Source organism: Aquipseudomonas guryensis (assembly GCF_014164785.1).
In the GTDB taxonomy this organism is placed as follows: Bacteria; Pseudomonadota; Gammaproteobacteria; order Pseudomonadales; family Pseudomonadaceae; genus Aquipseudomonas; species Aquipseudomonas guryensis.
In genome coordinates this window covers 493041-510530 of the sequence record NZ_JACJFN010000002.1, presented here as the reverse complement: position 1 = coordinate 510530, position 17490 = coordinate 493041, and the positions used below count along the sequence as shown (strand labels likewise).

At 63.7% G+C, this 17490-nt stretch carries 17 protein-coding genes and 1 pseudogene; 6 read left to right on the top strand and 12 right to left on the bottom strand.

The window, feature by feature from the left end:
- Positions 1 to 142: 142 nt before the first annotated feature.
- Entirely contained in the window at positions 143 to 1573 is a 1431-nt protein-coding gene (gene dacB / locus H3H45_RS10110) for a D-alanyl-D-alanine carboxypeptidase/D-alanyl-D-alanine endopeptidase (RefSeq protein WP_182833597.1), read from the top strand.
- A gap of 8 nt (positions 1574 to 1581) precedes the next feature.
- On the opposite strand, the pseudogene H3H45_RS10105 reads toward dacB, so the two are convergent.
- Positions 1582 to 2228, bottom strand: a pseudogene (locus H3H45_RS10105) (GGDEF domain-containing protein); the annotation flags it as partial.
- A 14-nt stretch (positions 2229 to 2242) separates the two neighbouring features.
- Positions 2243 to 4447: a bifunctional 23S rRNA (guanine(2069)-N(7))-methyltransferase RlmK/23S rRNA (guanine(2445)-N(2))-methyltransferase RlmL gene (gene rlmKL, locus H3H45_RS10100; protein WP_182833596.1), complete on the bottom strand. Its 2205-nt coding sequence runs from the start codon at positions 4445 to 4447 to the stop codon at positions 2243 to 2245.
- Positions 4448 to 4851: 404 nt separating this feature from the next.
- Here rlmKL and rmf point away from each other — a divergent pair, with 404 nt between their 5' ends.
- Positions 4852 to 5067, top strand: a complete 216-nt coding sequence (rmf, locus tag H3H45_RS10095; protein WP_160489598.1) for a ribosome modulation factor — start codon at positions 4852 to 4854, stop codon at positions 5065 to 5067.
- A gap of 89 nt (positions 5068 to 5156) precedes the next feature.
- Here rmf and H3H45_RS10090 read toward each other — a convergent pair whose 3' ends face one another.
- A complete protein-coding gene (locus H3H45_RS10090) occupies positions 5157 to 6182 on the bottom strand; it encodes a quinone-dependent dihydroorotate dehydrogenase (RefSeq protein ID WP_182833595.1) in 1026 nt (341 codons plus the stop codon).
- A gap of 108 nt (positions 6183 to 6290) precedes the next feature.
- Positions 6291 to 6512 (bottom strand): DUF2835 domain-containing protein, encoded by a 222-nt coding sequence (locus H3H45_RS10085; RefSeq protein WP_182833903.1) that lies wholly within the window; start codon positions 6510 to 6512, stop codon positions 6291 to 6293.
- A gap of 149 nt (positions 6513 to 6661) precedes the next feature.
- Here H3H45_RS10085 and H3H45_RS10080 point away from each other — a divergent pair, with 149 nt between their 5' ends.
- Positions 6662 to 7555 (top strand): DUF6685 family protein, encoded by an 894-nt coding sequence (locus H3H45_RS10080; RefSeq protein WP_182833594.1) that lies wholly within the window; start codon positions 6662 to 6664, stop codon positions 7553 to 7555.
- Positions 7556 to 7635: 80 nt separating this feature from the next.
- On the opposite strand, the gene H3H45_RS10075 is transcribed toward H3H45_RS10080, so the two are convergent.
- The 4 genes from H3H45_RS10075 to H3H45_RS10060 all read right to left on the bottom strand — a co-directional run bounded on the left by H3H45_RS10075 (position 7636) and on the right by H3H45_RS10060 (position 11383).
- Positions 7636 to 7977: a ribonuclease E inhibitor RraB gene (locus H3H45_RS10075; RefSeq protein ID WP_173205773.1), complete on the bottom strand. Its 342-nt coding sequence runs from the start codon at positions 7975 to 7977 to the stop codon at positions 7636 to 7638.
- Positions 7978 to 8233: 256 nt separating this feature from the next.
- Positions 8234 to 8995 carry an SDR family oxidoreductase gene (locus H3H45_RS10070; protein WP_182833593.1) on the bottom strand — a complete coding sequence of 254 codons (762 nt, stop codon included), beginning with the start codon at positions 8993 to 8995 and terminating at the stop codon, positions 8234 to 8236.
- Complete coding sequence (locus tag H3H45_RS10065; RefSeq protein WP_182833592.1) at positions 8992 to 9927, bottom strand: alpha/beta hydrolase; 936 nt, start codon at positions 9925 to 9927, stop codon at positions 8992 to 8994. The genes H3H45_RS10070 and H3H45_RS10065 overlap by 4 nt, the downstream gene beginning before the upstream one ends.
- Positions 9911 to 11383: a flavin-containing monooxygenase gene (locus tag H3H45_RS10060; RefSeq protein WP_182833591.1), complete on the bottom strand. Its 1473-nt coding sequence runs from the start codon at positions 11381 to 11383 to the stop codon at positions 9911 to 9913. The genes H3H45_RS10065 and H3H45_RS10060 overlap by 17 nt, the downstream gene beginning before the upstream one ends.
- 108 nt (positions 11384 to 11491) lie before the next feature.
- Here H3H45_RS10060 and H3H45_RS10055 point away from each other — a divergent pair, with 108 nt between their 5' ends.
- Together H3H45_RS10055 and loiP are read left to right on the top strand one after the other, a co-directional pair.
- Positions 11492 to 12508 carry an AraC family transcriptional regulator gene (locus H3H45_RS10055; RefSeq protein WP_182833590.1) on the top strand — a complete coding sequence of 339 codons (1017 nt, stop codon included), beginning with the start codon at positions 11492 to 11494 and terminating at the stop codon, positions 12506 to 12508.
- A gap of 324 nt (positions 12509 to 12832) precedes the next feature.
- On the top strand, positions 12833 to 13585 hold the full coding sequence (gene loiP, locus H3H45_RS10050) for a metalloprotease LoiP (RefSeq protein WP_182833589.1): 753 nt from the start codon (positions 12833 to 12835) through the stop codon (positions 13583 to 13585).
- A gap of 87 nt (positions 13586 to 13672) precedes the next feature.
- Here the strand turns inward: loiP and H3H45_RS10045 are convergent, their stop codons facing one another.
- The 3 genes from H3H45_RS10045 to H3H45_RS10035 all read right to left on the bottom strand — a co-directional run bounded on the left by H3H45_RS10045 (position 13673) and on the right by H3H45_RS10035 (position 15760).
- Positions 13673 to 14887 carry a winged helix-turn-helix domain-containing protein gene (locus H3H45_RS10045; RefSeq protein WP_182833588.1) on the bottom strand — a complete coding sequence of 405 codons (1215 nt, stop codon included), beginning with the start codon at positions 14885 to 14887 and terminating at the stop codon, positions 13673 to 13675.
- Between the two features lie 43 nt (positions 14888 to 14930).
- A complete protein-coding gene (locus H3H45_RS10040; protein ID WP_182833587.1) occupies positions 14931 to 15392 on the bottom strand; it encodes a DUF3291 domain-containing protein in 462 nt (153 codons plus the stop codon).
- Between the two features lie 134 nt (positions 15393 to 15526).
- The gene (locus H3H45_RS10035) at positions 15527 to 15760 is read right to left on the bottom strand and encodes a DUF1127 domain-containing protein (protein WP_182833586.1); all 234 of its coding nucleotides are present in this window, start codon (positions 15758 to 15760) and stop codon (positions 15527 to 15529) included.
- 97 nt (positions 15761 to 15857) lie between these two features.
- Here H3H45_RS10035 and H3H45_RS10030 point away from each other — a divergent pair, with 97 nt between their 5' ends.
- Positions 15858 to 16712, top strand: a complete 855-nt coding sequence (locus tag H3H45_RS10030; protein WP_182833585.1) for a LysR substrate-binding domain-containing protein — start codon at positions 15858 to 15860, stop codon at positions 16710 to 16712.
- Between the two features lie 8 nt (positions 16713 to 16720).
- On the opposite strand, the gene H3H45_RS10025 is transcribed toward H3H45_RS10030, so the two are convergent.
- The gene (locus tag H3H45_RS10025) at positions 16721 to 17467 is read right to left on the bottom strand and encodes a sulfite exporter TauE/SafE family protein (protein ID WP_407926693.1); all 747 of its coding nucleotides are present in this window, start codon (positions 17465 to 17467) and stop codon (positions 16721 to 16723) included.
- Positions 17468 to 17490 lie beyond the last annotated feature (23 nt).

The following is a 17490-nucleotide window of genomic DNA, read 5'->3' as shown; positions in this document are numbered from 1 at the left end:
ACAACAGGCGGTCAGTTTCACCTTAGTGCAGAAGCCACGGCGCGCCACCTTGGGGCATAATGCGCGCCATTCTCAGATTACCTGCAGCGGCCTGACTAAAGGCCCTGCGCAATTTTCTGCCCCAGTCTTCCGGGCCTGCCAAATGATCAAATCACTGCGTTCCCTGCTTCTCGTCAGCGCTCTGCTGCCACTCGCCCTGCCCACCTTCGCCGCCACCAGCACGGCGCTGCCGCCCAAGGTGCAAAAGGCCATGAAAGCCAACAAGCTGGGCGGCAACAGCCTGTCGCTGGTGGCCATTCCACTCAACGGCCCCGGTACCAGCATCGTCTACAACGCCGATGTCTCGGTGAATCCGGCCTCGACCATGAAACTGGTCACCACCTACGCCGCCCTGGAACTGCTCGGCCCCACCCACCAGTGGCAGACCGAGTTCTACACCGACGGCCCGCTGAAAGGCGGTGTGCTCAACGGCAATCTCTACCTCAAGGGTGGCGGTGACCCCAAGCTGAACATGGAAAAACTCTGGTTGCTGATGCGCGACCTGCGCGCCAATGGCGTGCAACAGGTCACCGGTGACCTGATCCTCGACCGCAGCCACTTTGTCCCCCCGCAACTGCCCAGCTTCAACGACGACGGTGGCGACAAGAACAAGCCCTTCCTGGTCGGCCCTGACTCCCTGTTGGTCAACCTCAAGGCCGTGCGCCTGATCACCCGCACCTCCGGCGGCCAGGTCAGCGTGATGATGGAGCCGCCGCTGACCAACGTGCGCATCGACAACAAGGTCAAGGCCTTGCCGGCCAGCAAGTGCCCGGGCTGGCCGGATGTGCGCTTCAACCCGGTGACCCAGTACGACGGCACCACTCTGATCGTCAGTGGCAAGCTGGCCGAAGGCTGCAGCGCGCAGAGCTACCTGGCACTGCTCGATCACCCTGCCTACGCCGCCGGCGCCGTGCGGGCGATCTGGCAGGAACTGGGCGGCAGCATCCTCGGCAAGGACCAGGTCGCCAATGTGCCGAAGAGTGCTCGCCTGCTGGCCCGCGCCTATTCGCCGGATCTGGTGGAGATCATCCGCGACATCAACAAGTACAGTAATAACACCATGGCCCAGCAGCTGTTCCTCAGCCTGGGCGCGAAGTTTCGTGATCGCGTCGACACCGACGATGCCAAGGCCGCCCAGCGGGTGATCCGCAACTGGCTGGCACGCAAGGGCATTACCGCGCCCCATCTGGTGATCGAGAACGGCTCCGGCCTGTCACGCGCCGAACGGGTCAGCGCGAGGGAGATGGCCGCCATGCTGCAAGCAGCCTGGCAGAGCCCCTATGCCGCCGAGTTCATTGCCTCGATGCCCCTGGTCGGCATGGATGGCACCATGCGCAAACGCCTGCGCCGTACCGGCATGGAAGGTCTGGCGCATATCAAGACCGGCACCCTGAACAACGTAAGGGCCATCGCCGGCTATACCCGCGACGCCAAGGGCACCACCTGGGCCGTGGTGGCAATTCTCAATGATCCTCGCCCCTGGGGCGCCTCGGCGGTGCTCGACCAGGCATTGCTGGATATCTATGGCCGCTGAGTAAACGCCTAGGGCATGGCCTGCAAACGGTCACGCCCGGCGTCCTTGGTTCGGTAGACCGCTGCACCCACTCGACTAAGCATGGCCGCACTGCTTTCACCAGTGCGCCAGGCTGTGATGCCGAAGCTGGTCGTCACCATACCGACACCTTCTACCGGCTCACTGCGCAACACCTGCCACGGCGCCTCGGCCAGGATAGCCGCCTGCTCTACGCTAATCCCCGGCGCCAGCACGATGAACTCCTCCCCGCCCAGGCGGCAGAACACATCGATGTTGCGCAGGCGCTGGCGAATGCGATTACACACCGCCTGCAATACCTGGTCATCGGTGTCATGGCCGAAGCGGTCGTTGATCAGTTTGAAATGATCGATATCCAGCATCAGCACTGCCGGACCTTTGGCAGCATGCCGCTTGGCCCGCGCTATCTCCAGCTCCAGACGTTCCTGGAAATAGCAACGGTTATAGGCGCCGCTCAGGGTGTCGGTAATCGACAGGGTGCACAGCTCCTGCCACACCAGCTTCGGCCCGATGACATCGGTCAGGTAGCCATGCCACAGCACCCGGCCAACGGTTCAGGCGAGGCTTCGCCACGCAACCAGCGCAAGCCCTGACACGGCAGCAGCGCACGGTACTCCTCGCGCGCAGCCTCTAAGTGCCAATAACCCTGAGTTAGCGTGCCATTAGCTTCCAGGCCCGGTGAATCTTCGGATTGCGCGCGAAATCCTGGTCAATCGTACTGGCACTGATCTCCTCGACCACATAACGCGCTGCCAGCCCTTCATCGAGTTGGAACTTGCGAAAGTTGTTGGAGAAATACAGCACGCCGCCTGGCGCCAGGCGGTTCATGGCCAGGTCAAGCAGCTGCACATGGTCGCGCTGGACGTCGAACACCCCTTCCATGCGCTTGGAGTTGGAGAAGGTCGGCGGGTCGATGAAGATCAGCTCGTATTCGCCGCGATCGGCCGCCAGCCAGGCCATCACATCGCCCTGCTCCAGCTTCTGCTTATCGGAGAAGCCGTTCAGGCTGAGGTTGCGTCGAGCCCAGTCGAGGTAGGTTTTCGACAGGTCGACGCTGGTGGTGCTGCGCGCACCACCCTTGGCCGCGTGCACGCTGGCCGTGGCGGTGTAGCAGAACAGGTTGAGGAAGCGCTTGCCGGCCGCTTCCTTCTGGATGCGCAGGCGCAGCGGACGGTGGTCGAGGAACAGGCCGGTATCCAAGTAATCGGTGAGATTGACCAGCAGCTTGATGCCGCCCTCGTTCACTTCCAGGAACTGGCCCTGGGTCGCCTGGCGCTCATACTGCTTGGTGCCGCTCTGGCGCTCGCGGCGCTTGATCACCACCTTGTCCTGCGGCACGCCGAGGGCCACGGGAATCGCCGCCAGGGCATCGAGCAGGCGGGCCTGGGCCTTTTCCGGGTCGATCGAACGCGGTGGCGCGTATTCCTGCACATGCACCCAATCCTGGTACAGGTCGATAGCCAGGGCGTACTCGGGCATGTCGGCGTCATACAGGCGATAGCACTGGATATCAGCCTTGCGCGCCCACTTGCCGAGAGTCTTGAGGTTCTTCTGCAGGCGGTTGGCGAACATCTGCCCGCCTTCGGACAGACGCGCCGCCTGGTTGGCCTGAGCCACCAGCGGCTGCTGCTCGTCGCTGTCGCCGGTGTCATTGGCACGACTGGAGCGGCGTTCGCCGGTGACGAACTGCTCCGGCAAGATCTTGAACAGCAGCAACTTGCACGGCAGCGCGCCGTTCCAGAAGGCGTATTGCTTGTGGCTGCGCAGGCCCATGCGCTTGCCCAGCTCGGGCGCGCCAGTGAACACTGCCGCCTCCCAATTCAGGCAGCTCTGGCGCAGGCGTTCGCCGAGGTGCTGGTAGAGATAAAGCAGGCTCGCCTCGTCACCCAGGCGCTCACCATAGGGCGGGTTGCTGACCACCAGGCCGGTCTGGTTCTGGTCCGGACGCGGCTCGAAGGTCGCCAGTTCGCCCTGGTAGACCTTGACCCAGTCGCTCAGGCCGGCCCGTTCGATATTGTTGCGCGCCGGCTGGATCAGCCGCGGATCGGCCTCGTAGCCGCGAATCCACAGTGGTGGCTTGCGCAGGCCGATGGCCGCACGTTCCTCGGCCTCGGCATGCAGTTTCTTCCACAGCGCCGGCACGTGACCCAGCCAGTAGCTGAAGCCCCATTGCTCGCGGCGCAGGTTGGGCGCCTGGTCGGCGGCGATCATCGCCGCCTCGACCAGGAAGGTGCCGACGCCGCACATGGGGTCGGCCAGGGCGCCGCCGGCAGCGGCAATTCGCGGCCAGCCGGAACGGATCAGCACCGCCGCAGCCAGGTTTTCCTTGAGCGGAGCGGCGCCCTGCTGCAGGCGGTAACCGCGCTGGTGCAGGCTGTGCCCGGACAGGTCCAGCGACAGCACCGCCTCGCCACGGTCCAGGCGCAGATGAATGCGCAGGTGCGGGTTGATCTTGTCGATCGATGGTCGCGTGCCATCAGCGGTGCGCAGCTTGTCGACGATCGCATCCTTGACCTTCAGCGCGCCAAAGTGGGTGTTGTCGATACCCGAGCCATTACCACTGAACTCCACGGCCAGGGTACCGGAAGGCTCCATGTGCTCGGCCCAGTCCACGGCCAGCACGTCCTGGTACAGGGACTCGGCATCCACCACCGGGAAACGCCGCAGCACCAGCAGCACGCGGTTGGCCAGGCGCGACCAGAGGCACAGGCGGTAAGCCGTTTCCAGCCCGGCGAAACCGCGTACCGCCGCGGTCTGCTCACGCACCTCTTCCAGGCCCAGGCCCGCGGCCTCTTCGGCCAGCAGGCTTTCCAGGCTCTTGGGGCAGGTAAGGATCAGTTCGTAACGGTCCGACATGTGACTTCCAGTAAAAAGTGGCGGCTTGCTAGCCAAAATATGTGACAGAACGTCGCTGCGCGACCCTTCGTCGGAATAAGCACTGCTCGCAGACGCGACGAGTTCGCAATGGCAAAACGCCGCAGTCCCCTGGCGCGACTCCCGCAGCACGGGGGCTGGGGCAGAAAACGCGAAGAAAACTGCTGGGACCTTATGGCCCCATACCCAAATGCGTTACGTCCTTATGACAAAACGATCATTCACAGGCCACGACGCATTCGTTAGAAATCAACTCAGGTTGATGCCGCAACGGCATCGACAGGCAGTCCGCCACGCCGGCAGCGGACTCCAACGGCAGAGCATTTCTGCCTGGCTCCAACCTGGAGCTCAAGGACATAACAGTCAACAAGTGAGGGCAACACCCTATGAGAAGACTTAAGCGTGATCCGATGGAACGAGCTTTCCTGCGCGGCTATCAGCACGGCATTCATGGTAAATCCCGCGACATGTGTCCTTTCACCCATCCCACCACACGCCAAGCCTGGATCAACGGCTGGCGCGAAGGTCGCGGCGACAACTGGGACGGATTGACCGGCACCGCTGGCATCCACCGACTCAACGAACTGCACGCCGTCGGCTGAACTAGGATCACCACCCGACTTCACCAGGCCGTCCCATCCGGACGGTGGGCGCAAGCCCAGGGGCCCCTCCGGGGCCCTTTTTATTGCTTTCAGCCTTTCGGCAACGCAGCGATGGCATCCACCGCCTCACGGATCAGCGCCGGGCCCTTGTAGATGAAGCCCGAGTAGATCTGCACCAGGCTGGCCCCGGCGGCGATTTTCTCAGCCGCATGTCCCCCTTCGGTGATACCACCCACGGCAATGATCGGTAGGCGGCCCTTGAGCTCGCCAGCCAGTACCTTGACCGTGTGCGTGCTCTTCTCGCGTACTGGCGCGCCGGACAGACCACCGGCTTCATCACCGTAAGGCAGGCCTTCGACACCTTCGCGGCCGAGCGTGGTGTTGGTGGCGATCACCGCATCCATGCCGGTTTCCACCAGGGCCTGAGCAACCTGCACGGTTTCCTCGTCGCTCATGTCCGGGGCGATCTTGATTGCCAGCGGCACACGTTTGCCTTGCTGCGCGGCCAGGTATTCCTGGCGCTGACGCAGGGCTTCGAGCAACTGTTTGAGCGAGTCGCCGAACTGCAGACTGCGCAGGCCAGGAGTGTTCGGCGAACTGACGTTGACCGTGACGTAGCTGGCGTGGGCGTAGACCTTGTCCAGGCAGATCAGGTAGTCATCCACCGCCCGCTCGACCGGTGTGTCGAAGTTCTTGCCGATATTGATGCCCAGCACGCCCTTGTACTTGGCCGCCTGCACTCGGGCCAGCAGATGATCGACACCGTGGTTGTTGAAACCCATGCGATTGATGATCGCCGTGGCCTGCGGCAGACGGAACAGCCGCGGCTTGGGGTTGCCCGGCTGCGGGCGGGGCGTTACGGTACCGATCTCGACGAAACCAAAACCGAGCTGGGCAAAGCCATCGATAGCATCGCCGTTCTTGTCCAGGCCGGCAGCCAGACCGACCGGATTGGCGAAATCGAGGCCCATGACCCGCACCGGCAAGCTCGCCGGCGTCTTGCTCAGCAGGCCATTGAGGCCCATGCGACCGCCTGCACCGATCAGGTCGATGGACAGTTCGTGGGAAGTTTCCGGGGACAGTTTGAACAGCAGCGCGCGGGCCAGGTCATACATGGGCGAGTCGGCTCGGATAGAGTGGCGTTGGGAAGCAGGCCGCGATTATAGCCGCGCCCACTAGCCTCAGGCGAGGCAAGCAGGTAATAAGACAGGTAATGAGGGCGCTTATTGCAGTTGGCGCAGTTCCAGCAGCTCGCCAGCCACGCTGAATTCGAGCTCGAACACCCCATAGATACCATCGTGGCGCAGGAAAGGCCGCAAATGATGGGCCGGCAAGCTAACCTTGCGACCATCGCGACTGAACAATAACACCCGGTTGGCGCGCCCCTGATAAACGGCGCGAAAACGCTCTGCCGGCAGAGCGATATCCAGCACGAGGCTGGGCATGGAGGCTACCTCATCGTGATTTTCCCGATTCTGCCACAGCTGCTGTGGCTTGCAGAGCCCGAACAGGCTGGCCTTGAGCGCCGGACTAGTGCGCGCCGGCAGCAGCTCTGCCACACTGGCACCAACGTTCCAGGAATGCACTGCGGCTCATGAGTCTGTCCGAATCCACCACCAACCTGGCATCACGGCTTACCGCTCTGGCTCAGCGCCTGGGCTTGAGCGGGCGTGTAGCACGCATGGTATTCGAGCGCTCCCGCACCCTGCAGCTGCCTTTCCAGCCCCTGCCGGCAACGGCGGACAGCATCTGGTGGCTGGCTGGCCCGCCCTTGCAGCGCCTGGTCAACCTGCCACGCGACGCCCTCTCCGGCCCGGTCCAGGAAGACAAGGCCGAAGCCCGCGCCGTACTGATGCGGGTGGTCGAGCAGGAGCAACTGAGCTTCAGCAACTTCGATCTGCGCCGTATCGACGGCCTGTGCAGCCCACCACCGGAAACTGGCGGCATGTTCAGCACCTTCGAAGAGTTTGCCGCGACCCAGACCTGCCGCAGCGTGCGCATCATCAGCTACAAGGACTTCCTCAAGACCATCAGCACGGCACTGCCACGCTTTCTCGCGGGCGAGCCGATCGAACTGTGCCAGGCCAGCTGGTATGGCGAGCGGTTGTTCTGGGCCTCAGAGCAATACGGCGAGCCCTTCGCCTGCGCCATCGCCTATGCCCGCCTGCGTGGCCTGGAAGTCAACCTGCCGGCACAGCTGACGCGCTATCGCCTCAGCCAGTACGGCCTGGCCGAACTGAAACAGCACTACCACGTGCTGGCCATGCCGGTGCAGGCCTGGAGCGACCCGGCGTTCATGGGCCTGCTGCTGGACAACCACCTGCCCTACGCGCGTCTTTCGCTGCTGCGCAACCCTGGTGCGCCGGAGTTCCTCCTGCTGCCCAAGGCTTCCGCCGAAGCCAATGCCCTGGGCGAAGGCCTCCGCCTGGCCGGCGCCCCCGACGTGATTGCTCACCTGGAGCAGCTGCACAAGCGCACGGCCGGCTGAGCCCAGCACACGATAAGAATAAGGGAAGCAACTTGAACACCGGCCAACCCGTGGGTCAGCCGGCGTGGAGGCACTGGTATCTAACGCGGGCTGGCGCGAACTTCCTGCGTCACACCCCACCCATCCAGCACACCGCCAAGCGGTACGACCAGCGACTCCAGGTCTTGCTCGAAATCACCAATGCCTGCATGGGTGGCGTACATCACCTTGCTCACCTGCAGGTGCCAAGCCCCGTCATCACGCACACTGACCTGGGCATTCAACGACTCACCACGAAACGTACCTGCCACCTGCCGAGCCCGCTCCTCGTCGGGAAAAATGGCGTAGAACTCGATGGGATGGACCCGAGCGAAATCGAACCCCCCTTCCTTCATGCGGCGCAGAACATTGTTGCTGACATCTTCCTGAATGACTGTGCTCATCTAACGACCTCCTCTCAGGCGATTGATAGACCGCAGCCGGCACTAAAGACCGACTTGGCAGCACCAGACGGTGCCGCACGAGACCCGCGCCGGGTAGCAACCCGACGTTGACGCACACAGAGACAGAAGCGTGTTGCACCAAAAGGCTGGCTTGGCAGAACACCAACCGGAACCTTTCACCTGCAGAGTAGTCCTCGGCGCCAGCGGCTGTCGCCTGGAGAATCGATCAAATTGTTACCGTCGCGACAAACGGAGCTTACGCACGACTGAGCCAACGCATCATCAGGCGATTGACCCAGGCTGGCGAAACCTGGCCGCTCCAGTACATCAACTTGAACAACCAGTGGATCGGTCGATGCACCTGCGACTGCCCGGCCTGCAGCCAGACGGCAGCGGCAATGTCCTCGGCGCGTAACTTGACGCCCAGGCGGCGCAGCGCCGGTGGTTCGAAGCGCTGGCTGTCGACCATCGGCGTGCGCACGAACGGTGGCATCAGGTCGCCCACACGGATGCCATGGCGCTGCCACTCCAGCTCCAAGGCCTCAGTCAGACCGCGCACGGCGAACTTGGAGGCCGAGTAGCTGACCATATGCGGCGTGCCATACAGCCCTGAGGCCGACCCCATGTTGATCACCTGCGCGTCGCGGGTTGCCTTCAGATAAGGGAAAGCCGCATGAGTCATCTGCAGCAGGCCGAGCACGTTGATTTGCAGGATGCGCGCATGCTCCTCCAGGCTGATTTCCTCAAAGTGGCCGAAACGCAGCACACCGGCGCAGTTGAACAGCAGGCGCAGCTGGCCGCCATGCAGTGCGGCAAAATCGGCCAGGGCCTCACGCACGGCGCCAGGGTCAGCCACATCCAGTTCGGCATGCCAGACCCCGCCCAGTTCTGCCGCCAGCTCGGCCAGGGCGCTGTGGTTGATATCCAGCAAACCGACCTTCCAGCCACGGCCATGGAACAGCCGTGCCGTGGCCGCACCTATACCGGAAGCGGCCCCCGTGATCAGGATATTGTTCATGGACAACCTCGCTGGCGGAGAAAGCCGAGCACCCGCTGCAGGGCCTGATCGGCGCTGGGCAGCAGCCCGCAATTGATCTGGAACACATGCCACTGACGCCGATACAGCTCCAGCGTGCAGTCCACGCCTGCCGCCTGCGCATGCTCGGCCAGCAGTTGGCTCTGGCACAGGAGAATCTCATCCTCGCCGACCTGCACCAGCAACGGCGGCAGCCCCTGCAACTCAGCATAGAGCGGCGACACAGCGGGATCACGCCGATCCATGCCCGCCGGGCAGTAAGCGTCTATCCCCTGTCCCAGCCATGCCTCATTCAGCAGCGGATCGCCGGCGGCTGGATGGTGCTGGGTGGCACCACTGACATCGGTGACCGGGGAGAAACACACCAGCGCTGCCGGCAATGGCAGGCCCAGCTCGCGCATACGCAGCGCGGTGGCCAGGGTCAGGTTACCGCCAGCCGAATCGCCAGCAATCACGATGCGCTCGGCCGGCTGTCCCTTGGCGAGCAGCGCGCGATAGGCCGCCAACGCATCGTCGCGCGCCGCCGGAAACGGCTGCTCCGGCGCCAAACGATAGTCCAGGGCACAGACAGCCAGGCGTCCGTGCCGGGCCAGGTAACTGGTGAGGCTGCGATGGGTCTGCGGCGCACCGACGATAAAGGCGCCACCATGCAGATAGAGCAGCACCCAGCCGTTGCCCTGGACGGGGCGCAACCATTCGCAAGGCACGCCACCCAGCTCGCCCGACTCGATATGCACGCCAGGGGAAACCGGCGTGATGCGGGTGCACAGGCGCAGCAGGCGGCGCTGAGCCTGGGCACTCACCCGCGGCTGGAAAAAACTGCGAAACAGCAGCCAGGTCATGCCGCGCAACAGCGGCGCCAGGCAGCGCTGTCGCAGCCCGCTTGGCGCGGCCAGCTCAACGGACCCGGTCATAGTCGCTCCAGTCCGGTTGGCGGGTGTGCCGGCGATAGCTGAAGGTGAAGCCGGACCAGTTGTTGGTGTGCTTGCCGGCGGCGTTCTTGTACCAACTGTTGCAGCCCTGCTCCCACACCGAATGCTCGATGGCATGTTGCAGGCGCTGGTTCCAGGCCTGCTGCACCGGCGCGCGCACGTCGAGGTAACGCACGCCCTGTTGCAGTTGCTGCAGGCAGCTCAGCACATAGGGAAACTGGCTCTCGAGCATGTAGATGATCGAGTTGTGGCCCAGGTTGGTGTTCGGCCCGTAGAGGATGAACAGGTTGGGGAAGCCATTGACGCTGATGCCCTTGTAAGCCTCGGCACCCTCCTTCCAGGCCTGGTTCAGTTCAAGGCCGCCGAGGCCGCGGATGTGCATCGGTGCGAGGAAATCGCTGGCGGCAAAACCGGTGCCATAGATCAGTACGTCCGCCGCATGCTCGCGGCCATCGGCGCTGATCACCCCATGCTCGCTGACTTCGTGGATCGCCTGGTTGACCACCTCCACCTGCGGCTGTGCCAGCGCCGGGTAGTAATCGTTGCTGATCAGGATGCGCTTGCAACCCAGCGGGTAATCCGGGGTCAGCCTGGCGCGCAACTCGGGGTCGCTAACCTGGCGCTGCAGATGGCGGAGAAAACTGCCGCGATACAGCTTCATCAACCCCGGCAGGACGAAAAAAGCCACACCACGCGCCTCGTGATAGAGGTACTGCAAGGCCCGGTCGAGTTTCTGCGTCCAGGGAAAGCGCTGCATCAGCGCCAGCTCGAAGCGGCTGTAGGCGCGATCCGGCTTGGGCAGCACATAGGCGGCCGTGCGCTGAAACAGGGTCAGCTGCTGCACCTTGGGCACGATCTCGGGGACGAACTGGATGGCGCTGGCGCCGGTGCCGATCACAGCCACGCGCTTGCCACTGAGGTCGATGTCATGCCGCCAACGCGCCGAATGGAAGCTCTCTCCAGCGAAGCGCTCGATACCGGCAATCTGCGGGTACAGCGGGCGGTTGAGCTGGCCACAGGCACTGACCAGCGCCCGCGCACTGAACTGCGCGCCATCGACAGTCGTAACCCGCCACAGCGCCGCCGACTCATCGAACCAGGCCTCGCTCACTTCGCTGCTGCAGCGGATACGCGGCTGCAGCTGGTACTTGGCAATGCATTGCTGCACATAGGTGAAGATCTCCGCCTGCGGGGCGTAGCGTCGGCTCCAGTCGGTCTTCGGCTCGAAGGAAAAGGAATACAGGTGCGAGGGCACATCGCAGGCCGCGCCGGGGTAGTCATTGTCGCGCCAGGTGCCGCCGGGTTGGTCGGCCTTTTCCAGGATCAGGAAGTCATCGCTGCCCTGCTGGCGCAGGCGCATGGCCAGGCCCAGGCCGGCAAAGCCCGAACCGATGATCAGCACGCCCAGGGGCGCCTGCTCAGGAGTGTTGTTATGCATTCTTGTCTCCGTGAAACGCGATTAAGCGATGAGCAGATCCTACGTACTGCACGGCCCCCGAGTTATGGCATAGTCGGCCATAAAATTGTGACTTTCGGACAAACTTGCATGACCGCTACACCTCACTGGCCCGCCCGGCGCAGCGCCATCAGCGTGCAACTGCTGGCCCAGTTCGGCCTCGACCAGGGTCTGTCGCTTGATGCCTGCCTCGCCGGCACCGGCCTGAGTTGGCATCTGCTGGCTGACCCCGCCAGTGAAATCGCCGCCGAACAGGAGCTGCTATTGATCCGTAATCTGGTCACAGCCCTCGGCGAGCAACCGGGGATCGGCCTGCTGGCGGGCAAACGCTATCAACTGAATACCTATGGCATCTGGGGTTTTGCCCTGCTCAGCAGCCCAACCTATCGCGACGCCGCGCGGCTGGGCCTGCGCTACCTGGACCTGACCTACGCTTTTCACAACATGCAGCTGGAGGAGTATGGCGACGAGGCGCATCTGTTGCTCGACGACAGTGCCGTGCCGCCAGACCTGCGCACCTTCATCCTCGAGCGTGACTTGGGTGGCATGCTCAATGCCCAACGCGAGCTGATCAACGCCCCCCTGCCGATTCGCCGTGTCGATCTGTGCATCCCGGCCCCCGCCGACCCCAGCCTGTACCTCAGCGAGATCGGCGTGCTGCCGAACTTCAACCAGCCCTGCAACCGCTTCGTGGTCGATCGTCAGTTGCTCGACCGCCCGCTGCCCGGGGCCAATTCACGGACGCTGGAGTTGTGCGAGCAACAGTGCCAGCTCCTGCTGGACAAGCGCCGCCAGCGCAGCGGCCTGGCCGGACGGATTCGCAGCTTGCTGCTCAGCCGCCCCGGTCGCTTGCCGGATATGGAGGAAGTCGCCGCCAGCCTGTGCATGAGTTCGCGCACCCTGCGCCGGCGCCTGGACGAGGAAGGCAGCAGCTTTCGCAGCCTGCTGGAAGAAGTGCGCCAGGCCCTGGCCGAAGAACTGTTGGCCACCGGCGGCCTGAACCTGGAGGAAATCGCCGAGCGCCTCGGTTATGGCGAAGTATCCAACTTCATCCACGCCTTCAAACGCTGGAAAGGCGTACCACCGCGCCAGTACCACAAAATCTGAAAAGCTTGCGTATGCAGGTGGCGCTGACTAAACAGACCGGCGGTACAACGGCTGCACCTCACCTACCGCGCCCCAAAATCCAGCGAGCAATTCGCCCCCCAAGGGCTTATGCCCACTAAAAAGCACGACGCCATCAAGGCCAGATCGTTGATAGTGGCTACGCCAAGTGAGACCTGTTTCAGCACCAACCCCAGGCACCTGTGCAACAATTCGCGCAGTCTGCGGGCTCTGATGTCTTGAGTCCGGAACGTGATGCAGCGATCTGCAAGCACCGCCCAGCCGGGAATGACTCGCGGCTTATACACCCACCAAGGAAGATGACCGATGAAACTGCAATTCCCCTTTTCCGCCCTCGCCTTCGCCACCCTGCTCAGCGGCTGCCAGAACATGAGCCCGGACGCCATGCTGCAGACCGGTGTGATGGCCATGCAGGCCGCCACCCTCAGCGACGCCGAAGTGAAGAGCCAGGCCGACCAGGCCTGCGTGCAGATGGACGCCGAAGCGCCCATCGCACCGGCAGACAGCGAATACAGCCAGCGCCTGGACAAGATCGCCGCCAACCTCGGTAGCCAGGTCAACGGCACGCCGGTGAACTACAAGGTCTACCTGACCGACGAGGTCAACGCCTGGGCCATGGCCAACGGTTGCGTACGCGTGTACAGCGGCCTGATGGATCTGATGACCGACAACGAAGTGGAAGGCGTACTCGGCCACGAGATGGGCCACGTGGCTCTGGGTCATACCAAGAAGGCCATGCAGGCAGCCTACGCCACCTCGGCCGCACGCAATGCCGCCGCCTCTTCGGGCAATGGCGCTGCGGCGGCGCTGTCCAGCTCGCAGATCGGCGAACTGGGCGAGGCACTGGTCAACGCGCAGTTCTCCCAATCGCAGGAGTCCGATGCGGATGACTTCTCCTTCGACCTGCTGACCCAGCGCGGCGTCAACCGCGAAGGCCTGGTCACCGCCTTCGAGAAACTGGCCAAGCTGGGCAGTGGCGAGAGCAGCATGTTCGACTCCCACCCGGCTTCCGCCGAACGCGCCGCACATATCCGCGCACGCATCGCCGCTAACAAGTAAGTTGCAATCACGGGGCTGCGACCCCGTTTTTGTAGGAGCCAGCTTGCTGGCGATCAGTGGCGACGCGGATCGCCAGCAAGCTGGCTGCTACAGGTCACTCGCCAACAGAGGCCGCAAGCGTGTGGCCTCTGCCGACCGGCAGTTGAGCACTACCCGCTGCAGCCCCAACCAGCTAGCCAGCGCGTTCAGCTGCCTCGCCAGCGCCAGCAGTGCGTCTTCGTCCAAGCCACTTTCCTCCACATGTACGGCATGCACCGCCAGGCGCCCTTGCGCCCGCTCGCTGCGCAGGTCGAGGCGCGCCTGCAAGCGCTCGTCATGCAGAAACGGCAGCACGTAGTAGCCATGCACGCGCTTGTGTTGTGGCGTATAGATTTCCAGACGGTAGTGGAAGTCGAACAGTCGCTCGGTGCGTTCGCGCGCCCAGATCAGTGAGTCAAAAGGCGACAGCAGCGCGCTGGCCTTGATCCGCCGCGGCAGCTTTGGCTCGCCACGGCAATAGGCCGGCTGCGACCAACCCTCGACCGCAACATGCTGCAACTCACCGGCCTCGACCAGCTCGGCGATGCGCACCTTGCTGTCGGCTGCATCCAGCCGGTAGTAATCGCGTAGATCCTTCGCCGTCGCCACCCCCAGGGCATCTGCCGAGCGCAGCAACAACTGGCGCTGCGCATCGTCTTCATCCAGTTCGGGATGCTCGAACTGCGCCAGCGGAATCACTCGCTCCGGCAGGTCGTAGAGACGCTCGAAGCCGCGCCGCCCAGCCACCGTCACCTGGCCGGCGGCGAACAACCATTCCAGTGCATGCTTCTCTGCGCTCCAGTCCCACCAGGGCCCGGCCCGCTCGGTACGAGTGGTCAGGCTGCCGGCACCCAGGGCTCCCTGCTCGCGCACGCTGCGCAATACACGAGCAATGACCTCGCGCTGCTGCCGGCCGAACTCAGCCAGTTGCCGGTAGATGCCCTGGCCATCGGCTGCACGGCGCATACGCCAGCGCAGCAACGGATACAGCTCCAGTGGCAATAGCGAGGCTTCGTGCCCCCAGTACTCGAACAGAGCGCGGCGCCGCGGCTGGCCCCAGGCCAGTTCGTCGAGCAACTCTACTGGGTAGAGACCAAGACGCGAGAAGCCCGGCAGGTAGTGCGAACGCACCAAGGCGTTGACCGAATCGATCTGCAGCACGCCGAGGCGCTCGATCTGCGCCAGCAACTGACGCTGGCCGACGCCCCCGCGCGGCGTGCGACCAAAGCCCTGGGCAGCCAGGGCCAGGCGACGAGCTTGCGACAAGGACAGGGAAAGGCTCATGCCGGCCTATGCTAGCCGCATTGCCCAGCAGCGCCAGCCCAATTCAGGCACAGGGCGAGGCAAGCGGTGCGACAAAGCGCTCGCGAAAGCTGAACGCCTCGGCAGTCGGCCCCAGCTCACGCAGCAGACGCAAGCGCTCGGCGGCCTCATAAAGATCCGGCAGATGCCCAGCCGGCACCCACCACAGCACCATGTGTACATCGCCCAGGCGGCTGAACCATTCGTTGCGGCGTTTGAGCATCTCGCTATGGGCAGACTTGTATACGTAGTCGCTGAGCGATTCGACATCCTGCCAGACCGACAGATTGACCAGCACGTCCTCGCCGAACGGGCGAATCGCGGTGGCATCGCCAGCCTCGTCCTGCAGCCGCCAGACGTAGCCTGGCGAGCACTCAGCCAGGGCATTGATGCGCTCCAGATTGGCGACGAAGTCGGCCATGCCGGGCGACTCCAGGGGCTCTTTCATGCTGGCGATATTCAGTTGTGCTAGGTGGTAACGGGACATACTGGCTCCTTGCTCTAAAACCCTATTTCTAATTCAGCCAACCGGCATGCTACCAGCCGCCACGTGCGCCTCGGTCCTGGCAGCTTGCCGGCGTGATCCCAGCAGCCCTTTACCACACCTCGCGACACCACTGCTCAACGCTTGAGCGGATCGTCCCAGAACGGCCGTTCGCTTTCCTGCATGACATCGGCGCGGCTCAGGCCCATGTCCTTCAGCGCATCTCCATCCAGCATCGCCAGCCGGCGACGCTGCTCGGCCAGTTGCCACCAGCGTACTACTTGACCCCAGGCGGCCTTGAGTAGATACAGGGGACGTACCCGTCCGATACTGATCGACTGCGCTACGGCATAACCTTTTTGACCTTTCATCTCGACGCCCTCCTTGTGGGGTTGGCGCCAGTCTCGCGCTGGGATTAAGATCAATCCAACGAATGTTTCTTATACGAGACATCTTGGAGATTGATCAATGGCCAATTACCCAAGCATCGACACCGAGCTGTTGCGCAGCTTCGTTGCCATCGCCGACCTGGGCGGTTTCACCCGTGCGGCCGAGGCGGTCAACCGCACCCAGTCGGCTATCAGCATGCAGATGAAGCGCCTGGAAGAAGACGTGCTGCAACGCTCGCTGTTCCAACGTGATGGCCGCCAGGTACGCCTCACTGCCGAAGGTCAGGTGCTGCTGGGTTACGCCCGGCGCATCCTCAAGTTGCATGGTGAGGTGTTCAATACCCTGCGCGAGCCGCACATGGTCGGCTCGGTGCGCATCGGCACACCAGACGACTACGTGATGCGCTTCATGCCGGGCATCCTCGCGCGCTTTGCCCAGGCCTACCCGCTGGTGCAGGTGGAGCTGCACTGCGAGCCGTCCTACCAGCTGCTGCAGCGCCAGGATCTCGACCTGACCATCGTCACCCGCGAGCCGGGCAAGGAAATCGGTCAGCTACTGCGCCAGGAACGCTTCGTCTGGGCCGAGGCCATCGGCTTCAGCCCCCACGAGCAGACGCCCATGCCGCTGGCCATGTTCAATGCCGACTGTTTCTGCCGCGCCTGGGCCTGCAACGCCCTGGACGCCATGGAGCGCGAGTACCGCATCGCCTACACCAGCCCCAGCCTATCGGCGATCTTCGCCGTGGTCAGCGCCGGCCTGGCGGTTACCGCCCAGTTGCAGAGCCTGATCACCCCGGACATGCGCATCATCGGCGAGGCCGAAGGCCTGCCGACGCTGCCGCAGACCAGTATCGTGCTGTTGCGCAGCCAGCACAGCCAATCGCAGGTCACGGAAACCCTGGCCGAGCATATCGTCGAGGGTTTCCGCCTCTAGACGCCGACCTATTGCAGCAACAGGCCCAGCGAGCAGGCCAGCAGAAAACCGCAGAACAACAGACGCAGCAGCTTGTCCGGCAGGGCGTGGGCGATACGCACGCCCCAGCTGATGCTGAGCAGACCGCCGCAGGACAGCGCCAGCCCCATCCCCCAGGCAACCTGACCGTGAGCGGCAAACGTGGCCAGGGTCACCCCGGTGCTCGGCAGGGCCATTGCCAGCGCCAGGCCTTGCGCCGCCACCTGGCTCAGGCCGAACACACTGGTCAGCACCGGCGTGGCTACCACCGCCCCGCCCACGCCGAACAGACCGCCAGCCAGCCCGGCAAAAGTACCCAGTACAGCCAGCTGACCCGTACTGGGCGCACCTTGCGCACTCTGCAGCGGCACCGGCCGATACAGACGCCAGCCGTTATACAGCATCAGGGTCAGCAGAAAGACGACGAACAGTTGGCGCATCAGGGTTGCCGACAGGCTGGCGGCCAGGTTGGCACCGAGCAGCGCCCAGCAGAAACCGGCCAGCGCCAGCACAGCGGCCCAACGCCAATTGAGGCGATTGCGCTGGTTGTAACGCCATAGCGCCAGCATCACGTTCGGCACCACCATGACCAAGGCTGTGCCCTGGGCCAGGTGCTGATCCAGGCCGAACAGCAGACCGAGCATGGGAATCGCGATCAGCCCCCCACCAATACCGAACAGCCCGCCGATAGTCCCCAGGCACAAACCCAGGCCGATATTGATCAGCACTTCACTCAACAGCATGCGACCTCCGCATTCAG